This window comes from Pseudomonas aeruginosa (genome assembly GCF_001457615.1).
Lineage (GTDB): Bacteria > Pseudomonadota > Gammaproteobacteria > Pseudomonadales > Pseudomonadaceae > Pseudomonas > Pseudomonas aeruginosa.
Map to the genome: position 1 here is coordinate 4,094,107 of NZ_LN831024.1, position 14,012 is coordinate 4,108,118.

Genomic DNA, 14,012 nt, shown 5'->3' on the forward strand with positions numbered 1-14,012 from the left:
GCTCAAACCTCCCTGAGCAAGGCTGTACGTAGTAGTTCTCGTTCCCGCTGCAGACGCGCCTGCAGGCTCGCGCGACCGACCGGCAGGAAACGGGTCAGGGCGCGCCAGAGCAGTCGCGGCAGGTCGCCGCGACGCCGGGGAATCAGGTGCAGATGCAGGTGCGCCACGTGCTGGTTGGCCGCCACGCCATCGTTGAGCAACAGGTTGATGCCTTCCACGCCGAAACCGGCCCGGCGCAATGCGCGACCGATACGCTCGGCGAGCGCCAGGAGGGCGTCGCGGGCGGCGGCGGAAAGATCGCTCAGGTGCGGGGCGTGCTCGCGGGCTACGATCAGCACGTGCGCCGGTCGCAGCGGAAAGATGTCCAGCAGGACGATGAAATGCTCGTCCTCGAAGAGTCTGTGCGCCGGCTCGCGGCCACCCGCTATGGCGCAGAACACGCAATCCATGGGAAATCCCGACATAGGCCTCGCCTCATGCTGAACGCCTGCCGGGCGTAGCGCAAGAATGGATTTCGTCGCGAAAGGCTACAGGCGCGGCTCGATGCGCATGCGCCGGTCGCCGTGCTCGTCGGTGCGGGTGTCGACGTCCGGCATCAACTCGGGCTGCATCATCTGCCGCAGGGTCGGCTCGTCCTCGGCGTCCTGCGACGGATGCCGACGATTCTTCCAGGCCCGCTCCAGCGGCCAGCGGATGGCGGCGATCAGCAGGTACAGGCCGAAACCGAGCAGCGCCACCAGGGCCAGGTCAGAGACCGCGCGCCAGGCGTTGTTGCCGACCTTGAACACGACATCCAGCGCGGTGATGGCGATGGCCGGGGCGTAGAGGTCGTTCTGCGGGTCCACCGGAGTCGGCGTGAACAGCAGGATGAAGACGATCAGCCGCAGGGGTTCGCGCAGCCAGCGCCACATCCAGCCGGTCATCAGCCAGAACACCAGCATCAGGCCGAGTCCGGCGATGGCGTAGGCGCCCCAGGCGATCAGATAGTCTTGTTCATTCATGCGGCGTGCGTGGCGATAGCGGTGATGGGGGGCTTATGATAGCCGCTTTTGCATGCCGACGCGCCTACCCACCGATGGCGGGCGCCGCGCCGCCAGTTTTATTCAGATTTCCCGGCCTCGCGCATGGCCGGATCGACGAGGATTCCCGATGCCCCATCCGCAGCCCCCCATCGCCCGCCGCGACGCCGGAAGCGACCCCTACGCCTGGCTGGAGGAGCGCGACGCCCCGGAGGTGCTCGACTACCTGAAGGCCGAGAACGCCTACCTGGATAGCGAACTGGCCGACCAGGCCGGGTTGCGCGAGACCCTGTTCGAGGAGATCAGGGGACGCATCCGCGAGACCGACCTGTCGTTGCCCAGTCCGTGGGGTCCGTGGCTGTACTACCAGCGCACCACCGCCGGCGACGAATACCCGCGCCACTACCGCTGCCCGCGTCCGGCGGACGGCAGCCTGGCGGTCGACGAAGGCGCCGAGCAACTGTTGCTCGATCCCAACCAGTTGGCCGACGGCGGCTTCCTCTCCCTCGGCGCCTTCAGCATCAGCCCCGACCAGAGCCTGCTGGCCTACAGCCTGGACACCAGCGGCGACGAGATCTACCGCCTGTTCGTCAAGGACCTCGCCAGCGGCGCGGTGCAGGCCCTGCCCTTCGACGACTGCGACGGCAGCCTGACCTGGGCCAACGACAACCGCACGCTGTTCTTCGGCGAACTGGACGACACCCACCGCCCGCACAAGCTCTATCGCCACCGCCTGGGCGAGGCCGGCGCCGAGCTGGTGTTCGAGGAAGGCGACGGGCGCTTCTTCCTGCACTGCTACCGCTCCAGCTCGGAACGCCAGCTGATCCTCCTGCTCAACAGCAAGACCACCAGCGAGGCCTGGGTGCTCGACGCCGACCAGCCGCAGGGAACGTTCCGTTGCCTGGCGCCGCGCGAGGAAGGCCACGAGTACTACCCCGACCACGGTCGCCTCGACGGCCGGGGCCTGTGGCTGATCCGCAGCAACCAGGCGGGGATCAACTTCGCCCTCTACCAGGCCGAGGAGTCGCGGCCGACTCGCGAGCACTGGCAACTGCGCGTGGCCCACGACCCGCAGCGGACCCTGGAAGATGTCAGCCTGAACGCCGAGGCGGTGATCCTCGGCCTGCGCGACGGCGGCCTGCCGGTTATCGAGGTGCAACCGCAGGGCCTGCCGGCCTACCGCGTGCAGTTGCCGGACGCCGCCTACAGCCTCTACGTGCAGGACAGCCTGGAATTCGACAGCCCCTGCGTGCGACTGCGCTACGAGGCCCTGAACCGTCCGGCGCAGGTACGCCAGCTGAACCTCGCCGATGGCACGCAGACCGTCCTCAAGCAGACCCCGGTGGAAGGCCCATTCGACGCCGACGCCTACGCCAGCCGGCGCATCTGGGCCAGCAGCGGCGACGGCACGCAGGTGCCGGTCAGCCTGGTGGCGCGCAAGGAAGTCCTCGACGGCATCGCCGCCGGGCGCCCCGCGCCGCTCTATCTCTATGGCTACGGCGCCTACGGGCATAGCCTCGATCCCTGGTTCTCCCACGCCCGCCTGAGCCTGCTCGAACGCGGCTTCGTCTTTGCCATCGCCCATGTCCGTGGCGGCGGCGAACTGGGCGAAGCCTGGTACCGGGCCGGCAAGCTGGAACACAAGCAGAACAGCTTCGACGACTTCATCGCCTGCGCCGAGCACCTGCTCGCCGAGGGCTACTGCCGTCCCGAGGGTCTCGCCATCAGCGGCGGCAGCGCCGGCGGGCTGTTGATCGGCGCGGTGCTCAACCAGCGCCCGCAACTGTTCGGCGCGGCCATCGCCGAGGTGCCTTTCGTCGACGTGCTGAACAGCATGCTCAATCCGGACCTGCCGCTGACCGTCACCGAATACGATGAGTGGGGCAACCCGCAGGAGCCCGAGGTGCATGCGCGGATCGCCGCCTACGCGCCCTACGAGAACGTCAGGGCCCAAGACTACCCGCACCTGCTGGTGGTCGCCGGCTACAACGACAGCCGCGTGCAGTACTGGGAAGCCGCCAAGTGGGTGGCGAAACTGCGGGCGACCAGGACCGACGCCAACCTGCTGCTGCTCAAGACCGACCTCGGCGCCGGCCACGGCGGCATGAGCGGCCGCTACCAGGGGCTGAAGGACGTGGCGCTGGAATACGCCTTCCTGCTCAAGGTCCTCGGCCTGGTATGACCACCGCGGGGGCCGGCGACGCCGGCCTTCCGCCACGAAAAAGGGAACCTTCGTGAAACGACGCTTCTGGCCCGCCATGGGCCTGCTCGCCGCGATCATGCTGGCCGTCTACCTGGCGAATCCGTTCGGCACCGCCAGTCTCGACCCGCGCGCACGGCTCCTCGGCGTGGCGCTGTACAAGATCCCTTCGCGCTCGATGGAACCGACCTTGCAACAGGGCGACTTCATCCTCGCCAACGCCGCGCGCTACGCCTTCGCCGACCCGCAGGTCGGCGACCTGGTGGTGTTCCGCTTCCCGCCGCAGCGCAGCATCGCCTATGTGAAGCGCATCGCCGGGATACCCGGCGATCGCGTGCGGATCGATGGCGGCCGGCTCTACGTCAATGAGCGCCCGGTGACGGAGCCCTACCTGGCGCAACAGGCGCTGCGCCAGCCGGACTCCCTGCGCATGGCCGAGCGGACCGTCCCCGCCGGCCAATACTTCATGCTCGGCGACAACCGCGACAACTCCAACGACAGCCGCTACTGGGGCTACGTACCGCGCGCCGACCTGGTCGGCCGGGTGTTCGCCGTCTGGTATGCCGAGGACACCCGGCGCATCGGTTCGGTGCGCTGACGCCCCTCAGAAGAACTGGGTGACGCTGATCTTGGCGTTGCGTCCCTGGCTGTAGACCAGGTCGCCGCCCAGCGGCTGGCGATAGGAGCGGTTGAACAGGTTGTCCACGGTGAAGTCGATGCGGGTGTCCTTCAGGCCCAGCTTGGCCGGGACCCACTCGGCGAACAGCCGATGAGTGTCGTAGCTGTCGTTGGCCGCGTGATCCCAGTAGATATCGCCGGAACCGGTACCCATCCCGCCGCTGTAGCGATCGCTGGGCAGGCGGTCGGTCTTGCGCACGAACTCGCCCTGCCAGCCGAGCTTGGCATCCCATTCCGGAACCTTCAGGCCGAGCATGGCCACCCACTTCGGCGGCGGGATGTCGCGCGCCCACACGTTCGGTCCCCAGGGATTGCTGTAGGCCCCATCGTGCTTGCCGGTCATCCACGAGTAGGACAGGCTGCCGAACAGCCGCTGGCTGTCGTAGAAGCTCTCGATCTCGAAGCCCTTGATGGTCAGGCCCGGCAAGTTGCGGTAGTTGCTCAGCGGCAGCATGTCGCCGCAGCTACCACCGATACTGCCGTTGTCGATCGACTGCTCGCGGCAGCCGACGCTGCGGGTGCGGAATATCTCGTCCTTGATGCGGTTCTGGAACAACGTGGTGCGGATCTGGAGGCTGTCGCCGGCGACCAGCAGGTCCGGCAGGTTGATCACGCTGCCGCCACGGATCGCATGGATGCGCTCGGCGTCCAGGTCGCGGCTGCTGCCACCGATGGTCGAACTGTTCTGCACTTCGTACTGCTCGTCGATCACCGGCGCTCGCCAGGTCTCGGTGTAGTCGGCGAAGAACGCCAGGTTCGGCGTCGCGGTCCAGAACACCGACAGCCGCGGCGACCAGCCGGAGTAGGTCTGGGCGCGATAGTCATGGCCGAGCTTGGGATTGTCGTAGATCGGCGCCAGGTTGGCCTGGCCGTCGTTGCGCACGCTGTCGAAGCGCATCGATGGGGTGACAGTCAGGCTGCCGTAGGTGATCGCGTCCTGGATGTAGAAGCTCTGCGTGTCCTGCTTGCCGGCCGGCATGAATGCCGGTTGCAGCCAGCCGTAGTTGTAGCGCGGGGTCTCGTAGGTCTTGCCCGGCATGTGCATGAGGATGTCGCGCTTGTGCTTGTGCAGCGCCGCGCCCAGGGTCAGCTCGTGCTGTAGCGCTCCGGTATCGAAACGGCTGGTGTTGCGCAGTTCCAGGACCTTGTCCTGGTACTCGGTACGCATCCGCTTGCCACCGGTGGCGAGCTGGTAGAAGGCGGTGTCCTCGCGACGGTCGAGTTGCTCGGTGCGGGCGTCGGAATAGCTCAGTTGCAGGTCGATCCAGGGGTTGTCCAGCGGATGGTAGTTGTACTTGCCGGTCCAGGTGGTGTCGGTGGTATCGCGGTGGGCCAGCAGGCGGGTCAGGCCCAGCTCGTAGCCGTAGCGGTCGATGGTCCACTGGCTCGGCGGGGTCGGGTAGCTGCTGGCGGAGAACGGCGTCCAGCGCGAGCTTTTCGAGCGCAGGTAGGTGAAACCCAGGTCGTGCTCCTCGGTGGGGTGCAGGTTGAGCTTGAACAGGCCGGTCTTCTCGTCCTGGGCGCTGTTGGGCAGGCGCTTGGGGTTGATCGGGTAGTCGGTGGGCGACAGCGGCAGGTTGTCGGCCAGCTTCATGTCGCGGCCGTCGCGACCGTTGAGATAGAGCAGGGCATCGACGCGGCGGTCTTCGCTGCGACCGAACACGGCGCCGGAGTAGATCTTCTGCTGGTCGTTGGAGTGATAGCCGTACTTGAGCATGGCGCCGACGTCGCGGCCTTCGCGCAGCAGGTCCGGCGCGTCCTTGGTCTCCATGTGCACGGTGCCGCCGAAGCCGCCATTGCCGGTGAACACCGAGTGCGGTCCCTTCTCCACCTCGATGCGCTTGATCATTTCCGGTTCGATGAACACGGTGCCCTGCTGGTAGCGCTCGAAGCCGCTCTTCTGCGCGCCGTCCAGGGTATAGGGCACGTCCTCGGCGTCGCCCAGGCCCCAGATGTTGGTGGTCTGTCCGCCCGGCTTGGGCGAGCCGCCCATGGTCACTCCGGGCAGGGTCTGCAGCAGGCTGGGGATGTTGTCCGCCTGCTGGCGTTCGATATCCCGCCGGGTCAGGGTCGAACGGCCGACGTTGCTGGCGTCCACTTCGCGACCGTTGCCGACGATGGTCTGCGCGTCCAGTTGCAGAGCGTTGTCGCTGTAGGCATCGACCTGGCGCCGGCGCACCACGTAGCCGCCGCCCGCCTCCACCAGCTCCAGCTCGGAACCGACCAGCAACCGCTCCAGCGCCTCGCGCACCCCGTAGCTGCCGCTCAGCGCCGGAGCGCGCAGGCCCCGCAGGAGCGACTCGTCGAACAGCACCTGGACCTGCGCCTGCTGCGCCAGGCGCGACAGCGAGGCGGCCAGCGGCTGCGCCGGCAGGTCGAAGCGTCGTTCGGCAGCGCTGGCGCCGGCGGCCCACAACGCGGCGCCGAGTACGGCGGCGGAACACAGCGGGCGCCAGGCGGCGCGGGTGAAAGGCAAGGTCATGCTGGAACTCTCCCCAAGTGACTGCTGGATGTCGCCGGCAGCGGCGACGGACAGCAGAGAAGACGCAGCAGGGAGAAAAACCCACATATACGAATGAAAAATATTTTCATTAACGCTGACGACGCGCCTCAGCGCGCCAGGATCAGCACCTCGCCACCAGCCTGCGGCTGCACCCGCACCGGCAATAGCGCCGGCAGGGCGAGGAGAAAATCGTCGGGGCGGGCGATCCGCACCGTACCGGAGACCCGCTTGCCGGCAAGCCGGGGATCTCCCAGGCGGATCGGCGCGGCGCGATAGCGCGACAGTTCCTCCACCAGTTCGCCCAGCGGCTTGTCGCGGAACACCAGTTGCCCATCGCGCCAACTGGCGACCTGCTCCGGCGCCACATGGCCGAGGTCCAGGCGCTGGTCGGCGAGGTCCAGGCGCGCGCTGTCGCCAGCCAGCAGCACATGTTCGGCATCCTTCTCCAGGGACGGCTGCAACGCCACGCGCCCCTGTTTCACCGCCACGGCGAGGGCCTGCGCGTTGCGCCGGACGCTGAACTGGGTACCGAGTACGGTGACCCGGCTGTCGCCGCTGCCGACCCGGAAAGGCCGGGCCGGATCGTGGCTGACCACGAAGAACACCTCGCCTTTCTTCAACAGCACGTCGCGGGTGCGCTCGGCGTAACGCACCTGCACCTGGGTATCGACGTCGAGGAACAGCTTCGATCCGTCCGCCAGGACCACCTCGCGCTGCTCGCCAGGTGCCGTGCCGTAGGCGAGGTTCGGTCCGAGCGACTGGTCGCGCCAGAACAGGGTGGCGACGAGCAGCGCGCAGAATACGAAGAACGCCGCCGCCAGCGCCCGGGGCAGGCGCCAGGCCGGCACCGGCTCGGGAATATCGTCCAGCGCCGGGCGCGGCAGGCCGTCGAACTCGCGCCAGAGCCGCTCCATGCCCTCGAGCGCTTCGCGATGGCGCGGATCGGCGCGTAGCCAATCCTCCAGCTCGGCCCGGCAGGCAGCGCTGAAATGCCCGGAACGACGCCGGCTGAACCAGTAGGCGGCGCGGTGATCGATGTCCTCTTCGGTTTCGTCTGCGAACAGCGGTTCCAGTCGTTCCAGCGGCTTCATCCTTCGCCTCCCTGGCCAAGCCGCCGCTTGCAGTGCAGCAAGGCGCTGGCGATGTGCTTTTCCACCATGCTCAGGGAGATTCCCATGCGCTCGGCCACTTCGACCTGGGACAGGCCGTCGAACTTGTGCAGGACGAACGCTTCGCGCCGCCGCGGCGGCAGCTCGGCCAGCGCGGCCGCCAGGTGGCTGAGGCGCTGCTGCTGTTCGAAACGCTCGCCCGGCCCGGCCGCCTCGCCTTCCAGCGCGGCGGGTTCGTCGTTCGCCGCCGGCCGGTCGATATCCTGGCCGCGGCTCTGCTGCCGGCGCCAATGGTCGCGCAACAGGTTGCGGGCGATCTGGAAAAGAAATGCGCGCGGCTGCTCGACCGATTGCCGGCCCGGCCATTTCAGCCACTGGGCGAAAGTATCCTGGGCGAGGTCGGCGGCGTCCGCCGAACTGCCCAGGTGCTTGCGCAGGAAGCGCAGCAACTCGCCATGGAACGCCTGATAGGCATGCGAGACGGAACCACGGAAGCGCTCATCCATCCGTGCATCCTCCGGCGGCGCCCCCCGCGCCGTTGACCCGCTGCAACACCTCGCCTCCCCGCTTCCGTCGGATACGGAAGTCCCTTGCAAATATGCGAATGATAATACATATCATTTCACAAGGTAAGGAAGTGCGACGGACGCGAGCTCAGCCGGCGCGGAAGATCAGGTAGTCCTCCCAGTCGTCCTCGGCCACCTGGGTCTCGCTGAGCATGCGCCCGGACTGGGAAATGCGTTCCTTGTGGACCCGCTCCGGGTCGCCGCAGACCAGGTGGTGCCAGAGCGGCAGGTCCTTGCCTTCGGCAACCAGGCGATAGCCGCAGGTCGGCGGCAACCACTGGAACTCGTCGGCCTGCGCCGGGGTGAGCTGGATACAGTCGGGGACGAAACGGATGCGCTCGGCGTAGTTGGTGCAGCGGCAGCTTTGCAGGTCGAGCAGCTTGCAGGCGATACGCGTGTAGTAGACGCTGCCGTCGTCCTCGTCCTCGAGCTTCTGCAGGCAGCACAGGCCGCAACCGTCGCACAGCGACTCCCACTCGTCCTGGTCGAGTTGGGCGAGGGTCTTGCGTTTCCAGAAGGGTTCGACTTTGGCGGCCATGGCATCGGGGGCTGGTGAAAAGGCGCGATAGTCTAGTCCCCCGCCCCCTCCAGGCCAAGCACCGGCCGGCACATGGCTACTTCAGGTAGGAACGCAGCGCGGTCACCACCAGTTCCAGGTCTTCGCGACGCTGCTCCGCGCTCGCCTGCTCGGCGCCGAGGTGTTCGCGGATGTGCCCCTCCAGCACTTCGTTCATCAGGCCGTTCACCGCACCGCGGATCGCCGCGATCTGTTGCAGCACCGCCGCGCATTCGCTGCCCTCTTCCAGCGCCTGCTCCAGCGCCCGGGTCTGCCCGGCGATGCGGCGCACCCGCGCCAGGAGCTTCTTCTTCCCATGGATGGTATGGGCCACCGCTCTCTCCTCAAGGTAATATACTGGGGTATAGTATATTTTCGACGTCTCGACAGGACAGTAGCAAATGCCCGGCACCCCGACTACCCAGCCCCTGCGCCATTCCCATCGGTTCGACCAGGGCAACCCGCTGGCCGAGCGCAACACGCGCTGGGCGGTATTGCTCACCGCCTGCATGATGGTCGCGGAAATCGCCGGCGGCTGGCTGTTCAACTCCATGGCCCTGCTCGCCGACGGCTGGCACATGAGCTCCCATGCCCTGGCCCTGGGTCTTGCGGTACTCGCCTACGGCGCCGCGCGGCGCTATGCCAACGACCCGCGCTTCAGCTTCGGTACGTGGAAGATCGAGGTGCTCGGCAGCTACACCAGCGCCCTGCTGCTTCTGCTGGTGGCCGGGCTGATGCTCTACCAATCGGTCGAACGCTTGCTCGACCCCAGCCCGATCCACTACCAGCAGGCGATGCTGGTCGCCGCGCTCGGCCTGCTGGTCAATCTCGCCTGCGCCTGGCTGCTGCGCGACGGCCATGCCCACCACGGGCACGGCCACTCGCACCATCACCATCACCACCACCACCACGACCACGACCACGACCACGACCACGACCACGACCATCATGCCCACCGGCACGATCTGAATCTGCGCGCCGCCTACCTGCACGTGCTGGCGGATGCCGCCACCTCGCTGCTGGCGATCGTCGCGCTGGCCGGCGGCCTGCTGTGGAACGCGGCCTGGCTGGACCCGCTGATGGGTATCGTCGGCGCGGTACTGGTCAGTGTCTGGGCATGCGGCCTGATCCGGCAGAGCAGCCGGGTATTGCTGGATGCGCAGATGGACGCGCCGGTGGCTGCGGAAATCCGCGCGGCGATCGCCAGCAGCCCGCTGCCGGCGGAACTGCTCGACCTGCACCTGTGGCAGGTCGGCCAGGGCAAGTACGCCTGCCTGCTGAGTCTGCTGACCACCGAGGAAGGCAGCGCCGACTATTTCAAGCGCCGCCTGGCCGAGCATGAGGAACTGGTGCACATCACCGTCGAGGTGAACCCGCTGCTCCCGCTCGCCGCCTGAGGGAACGCGGCTCAGTAGCCGCGAGCGAAGTCCACCTCGCCGCGCATGGCGGTACCCGCCCAGAAGCGCGCGAGGTTGTCTCGGAACAGTTCGACCATCGCCCCCGGCAGGGTCGGCGCGGCGGTGTGCCCGGTCAGCAAGAGGCGCGGGGTATGCCAGAACAGGTGGTTGGCCGGCAGCGGCTCTTCGCGGCAGACGTCGATCACCGCGCCGGCCAGTTGGTTGTTCTCCAGTGCCGCCACCAGGTCGGCGTCCACCACCGCGACACCACGCCCGGCATTGATGAACAGCGCCGTGGGCTTGAGCCGGGCGAACAGCGCACGGTCGTAGATGTCGTGGGTATCGGGGGTGTCGGGCAGCAGGTTGATCAGGTAGTCGGCCGTCTCCACCAGGCGACCGAGGTCGTCGAGCGACCCCATGCGGTTGAACGGCACCAGCGAACGCGGATTCTTCGCCACCCCGGTCAGGTCCATGCCGAAGCCGGACAGGGTATGCGCCACCGCCTGGCCGATCTCCCCGGTGCCCACGATCACCACCTGCCGGCCACGCAACCCGCCAGGCGTGCGGCTATCCCATTGCGAACCGACCTGGCTGGCCAGGCGACCGAGGAACTGGCGCTCGTGGGCGAGCATGTAGGTCAGCAGGTATTCGCTCATCACCTGGCCGAAGATGCCTACCGCGCGTGTCAGGCTGTAGTCCTTCGGCAGGTCGGCGGCCAGCAGCGGCGTGATGCCCGCCCAGGTCGACTGCACCCAGACCGGATGCACGCCCTGGCGCAGCATCTGCGCCACCAGGTCGGGCTGGCCGAGCCAGATCGAGCACTCGCTGGCGGCGTCGATGAGCTGCAGGGGATCGTCCCCCGCCACCACCTTCAGGCTGGGGTCGGCCGCCATCAGCAGCGCGGCATAGAGAGCGTGGTCACGTTCGAGAATCAGCAAGCGCATGGGTCACACTGCCAAGCCGGACAAGGGCTGGCGATCAGGCCGGAGAATATTGTTCTTTCATGCATCACGGCTCCTGGAGGGAAGCCCTCGAGAGCAGCAGGTTTGGCGCTGGTAGACCACGGTCGCTGCCAGGGGTTCCGCTATCGTGCGACATCTTGCGGACATCATGCACCGAAGGCGCAACCTTGCACAGAGCGGGTTTCACGTCGTGAAAGTGGCGCCGGGAAGCCGGCGCCAGCGGGGTACGGCTCGCGTCAGAGCGGGTCGTTCATGCGCAGCAACTCTTCCGGGAGATGCTCGATGTACTCTTCTTCGCCCGGCGGCATCTGCAAGTGGAAGCCCTGCTTCTCGATGTTCTCCAGGACCTTGGCGACATCCTCGCGGGCCAGTTGGCGCTCGGGGGTGAGCAGCAGGTCGAAGACATGTTGCGGCGCGCCGAACGGCACCAGCAGGGCCTCGGGTACGCGGCTCAACGCCTCGCGCTTGTCGACGTAGAGGTACATCTCGTTCTTGCGCGGGCTCTTGTAGACGGAACAGATTCGTTTCATGCGCTCTCCAGGGCGTCCAGCAGGGCCTGGCCCATGCGTTCGCGGCGCCAGCCGCGGAGGGAATCGGGCAGTTCGTAGGGACCGTCGGGATAGCCGCTCTTGAGCAGTGCCTCGAGGATCTTCTTGCGCAGCATCAGCTCAGGCGCCATGCCCAGGGTCTCCGCTTCGCGCTGGCCGATGGCGCGCAGGCTCTTGAGCAGCGGGGTGACCTCCGGCGGCAGCGGCTCGGGCAGCGCCTCGGGCCATTCGCTCTGCGGCAGGCGCGCAGCCTGGGCGATCAGTTCGATGAGGAAGTCGCCGTCCTGGCGCACGGTGCGCGGATGCATGTCTTCGATCGCCGCCAGGTCGGTCTTGTTCTTCGGCAGCAGGCGCGCCAGCGGCCACAGGGTACGTTCGCGCAGCACGTGGTTGCGCGGCCGGTTGCGCAGGCGTGCCTGCTCCTCGCGCCAGGCGCAGAGTTCGCGGAGCACCGCCAGTTGCTGCGGACGCAGCCGCCAACCCAGCTTGACCTCGCGGTAGGCCTCGCGCGGATCACTCTCGCGGCAGAGGTTGGCGACCAGTTCGGCGCCGTCCTCCAGCAGCCAGGCGCGTTTCTCCTCGCTCAGCCGCGCATCCAGGGCCAGGTAGACCTGGGCGAGGTGCTGGACGTCGTCGGCGGCGTAGCGCATCTGCATCTCGGTGAGCGGCCGTTGCAACCAGTCGGAACGGGTCTCGTCCTTGGGCAGGTCGATGTCCAGCACCTCCTTCACCAGCTTCGAGTAGCCCATCGAATGGGCCATGCCGAGATAGGCGGCGGCCAACTGCGTATCGAACAGCGGCACCGGCAGGCTGCCGGTGAGGCGCAGGAACACCTCGAGGTCTTCGCTGCAGGCATGCAGCACCTTCACCACCCGCTCGTCTTCGAGCAGCTCGGCGAAGGGGCTCCAGTCCTGGATCAGCAGCGGATCGATCAGCCACTCCTGCCGGCCATCGCCCACCTGCACCAGACCGGCCGCGGGATAGAAGGTATCGACGCGCATGAACTCGGTATCGAGCGCGAGGTACGGCTGTGTGCGCCATTCCCGGCATTGCTGCGCCAGGCTGGCATCATCGCGGATCCACTGGATTTCGGGCGCGGTCACGAACATCTCCTTGGTCAAGTGCGGCGCATTATATAGAGCCTGGCGCCATGCGAGCATTCCGCTCGGCACCGCGCTTGCCGATGAGCGTAGCGAATGTCCATACTCCGCCCTTTGTCCGACAATCCGAACAAGGGAACTGCATGAAGAAGCTCAGCGGAATAATCGTCCTCCTGCTGGCTGGCGCGGCTCTTTACCTGGCCCTGAAGACCAGCCCGATCGACCCGCTCGCCTGGGATGCTCCGGCCGCTCCGCAGATGACCGGGGTCCTCGAACCCAACGACACCCTGATGAAGGCCGAGCTGCTTGGCCAGGGCCAGTTGCACGGCCCCGAGGACACCGCCGTGGACAGCCAGGGCCGCGTCTATGCCGGTCTCGCCGACGGCCGCGTGGTACGCCTGGACGCCAGCGGCAAGGTCGAGACCTTCGTCGACACCGGCGGCCGCCCGCTGGGCATGGACTTCGATGCCGCCGGCAACCTGATCCTCGCCGATGCCTGGAAAGGCCTGCTGCGCATCGATCCGCAGGGCAAGGTGGAAACCCTCGCCACCGAGGCCGACGGTGTCCCCTTCGCCTTCACCGACGACCTCGACATCGCCAGCGACGGCCGCATCTACTTCAGCGACGCTTCCAGCAAGTTCCACCAGCCCGACTACATCCTCGACCTGCTCGAGGCCCGACCGCACGGCCGCCTGCTGCGCTACGACCCGTCCACCGGCAAGACCGAGGTGCTGCTCAAGGACCTGTACTTCGCCAATGGCGTGGCACTCTCGGCAAACGAGGACTTCGTACTGGTCAACGAGACCTACCGCTATCGCATCACCCGCTACTGGCTGAAAGGCGAGAAGGCTGGCCAGCACGAGGTGTTCATCGACAACCTGCCGGGCTTGCCGGACAACCTCCAGGGCGACCGCAAGGGTACCTTCTGGGTGGCCCTGCCGACCCCGCGCAAGGCCGACGCCGACTTCCTCCACCGGCATCCCTGGCTGAAGGCGCAGCTGGCCAAGCTGCCGCGCATGTTCCTGCCCAAGCCGACCGCCTACGGGCTGGTCATCGCCATCGACGAACAGGGCAGGATCGTCCGCAGCCTGCACGACACCAGCGGCCACCACCTGCGCATGATCACCTCGGCGAAGCCGGTGGGCGACCAGCTCTACTTCGGCAGCCTGGAAAACGATCGGATCGGCCGTCTGGCGATTCCCTGAAAAAGCCGAGGCGAAAAAAAGCCCGGCGCAAGCGTCGGGCCAAGCCAATCGGACAAGCGTCCCGAGGGATAGAACACAGGAGCGGGTATCTCGGAACGAGCCGATTCTGCATGTCTGGACAAATCCCCCGCTGCCGGGCGAGGCTGATGACCGAGTAGGAATCTTCCTC

General features: G+C 67.1%; 14 protein-coding genes. 4 read left to right on the forward strand and 10 right to left on the reverse strand.

What is annotated here, in order from left to right:
- Positions 1 to 2: 2 nt before the first annotated feature.
- Positions 3 to 464, reverse strand: a complete 462-nt coding sequence (locus tag AT700_RS18700) for an HIT family protein (RefSeq protein WP_003082677.1) — start codon at positions 462 to 464, stop codon at positions 3 to 5.
- 63 nt (positions 465 to 527) lie between these two features.
- Positions 528 to 1,001, reverse strand: a complete 474-nt coding sequence (locus tag AT700_RS18705; RefSeq protein ID WP_003086834.1) for a hypothetical protein — start codon at positions 999 to 1,001, stop codon at positions 528 to 530.
- Positions 1,002 to 1,149: 148 nt separating this feature from the next.
- On the opposite strand from AT700_RS18705, the gene AT700_RS18710 reads away from it, so the two are divergent.
- Together AT700_RS18710 and lepB are read left to right on the forward strand one after the other, a co-directional pair.
- Entirely contained in the window at positions 1,150 to 3,201 is a 2,052-nt protein-coding gene (locus tag AT700_RS18710) for a S9 family peptidase (RefSeq protein WP_003112365.1), read from the forward strand.
- 76 nt (positions 3,202 to 3,277) lie between these two features.
- Positions 3,278 to 3,817, forward strand: a complete 540-nt coding sequence (gene lepB / locus AT700_RS18715; RefSeq protein WP_003082673.1) for a signal peptidase I — start codon at positions 3,278 to 3,280, stop codon at positions 3,815 to 3,817.
- Positions 3,818 to 3,823: 6 nt separating this feature from the next.
- Here the strand turns inward: lepB and hxuC are convergent, their stop codons facing one another.
- The 5 genes from hxuC to AT700_RS18740 form a co-directional block, all read right to left on the reverse strand.
- Positions 3,824 to 6,379 carry a heme receptor HxuC gene (hxuC, locus tag AT700_RS18720; RefSeq protein ID WP_031632627.1) on the reverse strand — a complete coding sequence of 852 codons (2,556 nt, stop codon included), beginning with the start codon at positions 6,377 to 6,379 and terminating at the stop codon, positions 3,824 to 3,826.
- Positions 6,380 to 6,507: 128 nt separating this feature from the next.
- Complete coding sequence (locus AT700_RS18725; protein WP_023114121.1) at positions 6,508 to 7,491, reverse strand: FecR family protein; 984 nt, start codon at positions 7,489 to 7,491, stop codon at positions 6,508 to 6,510.
- On the reverse strand, positions 7,488 to 8,015 hold the full coding sequence (locus AT700_RS18730; RefSeq protein WP_004348802.1) for an RNA polymerase sigma factor: 528 nt from the start codon (positions 8,013 to 8,015) through the stop codon (positions 7,488 to 7,490). The genes AT700_RS18725 and AT700_RS18730 overlap by 4 nt, the downstream gene beginning before the upstream one ends.
- A 148-nt stretch (positions 8,016 to 8,163) precedes the next feature.
- Positions 8,164 to 8,613, reverse strand: a complete 450-nt coding sequence (locus AT700_RS18735) for a YcgN family cysteine cluster protein (RefSeq protein WP_003082662.1) — start codon at positions 8,611 to 8,613, stop codon at positions 8,164 to 8,166.
- A 76-nt stretch (positions 8,614 to 8,689) separates the two neighbouring features.
- A complete protein-coding gene (locus AT700_RS18740) occupies positions 8,690 to 8,965 on the reverse strand; it encodes a metal/formaldehyde-sensitive transcriptional repressor (RefSeq protein WP_003082658.1) in 276 nt (91 codons plus the stop codon).
- A gap of 67 nt (positions 8,966 to 9,032) precedes the next feature.
- Between AT700_RS18740 and aitP the strand changes: the two genes are divergently transcribed.
- A complete protein-coding gene (aitP, locus tag AT700_RS18745; RefSeq protein WP_048521202.1) occupies positions 9,033 to 10,028 on the forward strand; it encodes a CDF family iron/cobalt efflux transporter AitP in 996 nt (331 codons plus the stop codon).
- An 11-nt stretch (positions 10,029 to 10,039) separates the two neighbouring features.
- Here the strand turns inward: aitP and AT700_RS18750 are convergent, their stop codons facing one another.
- The 3 genes from AT700_RS18750 to rnd form a co-directional block, all read right to left on the reverse strand.
- Positions 10,040 to 10,972 carry a D-2-hydroxyacid dehydrogenase gene (locus tag AT700_RS18750; RefSeq protein ID WP_003082652.1) on the reverse strand — a complete coding sequence of 311 codons (933 nt, stop codon included), beginning with the start codon at positions 10,970 to 10,972 and terminating at the stop codon, positions 10,040 to 10,042.
- A 254-nt stretch (positions 10,973 to 11,226) separates the two neighbouring features.
- A complete protein-coding gene (locus tag AT700_RS18755) occupies positions 11,227 to 11,520 on the reverse strand; it encodes a YcgL domain-containing protein (RefSeq protein WP_003082651.1) in 294 nt (97 codons plus the stop codon).
- Positions 11,517 to 12,641 carry a ribonuclease D gene (rnd, locus tag AT700_RS18760; RefSeq protein WP_003086813.1) on the reverse strand — a complete coding sequence of 375 codons (1,125 nt, stop codon included), beginning with the start codon at positions 12,639 to 12,641 and terminating at the stop codon, positions 11,517 to 11,519. The genes AT700_RS18755 and rnd overlap by 4 nt, the downstream gene beginning before the upstream one ends.
- A 140-nt stretch (positions 12,642 to 12,781) precedes the next feature.
- On the opposite strand from rnd, the gene AT700_RS18765 reads away from it, so the two are divergent.
- Positions 12,782 to 13,843, forward strand: a complete 1,062-nt coding sequence (locus AT700_RS18765; protein ID WP_003082649.1) for an SMP-30/gluconolactonase/LRE family protein — start codon at positions 12,782 to 12,784, stop codon at positions 13,841 to 13,843.
- The last annotated feature ends 169 nt before the right edge of the window (positions 13,844 to 14,012 follow it).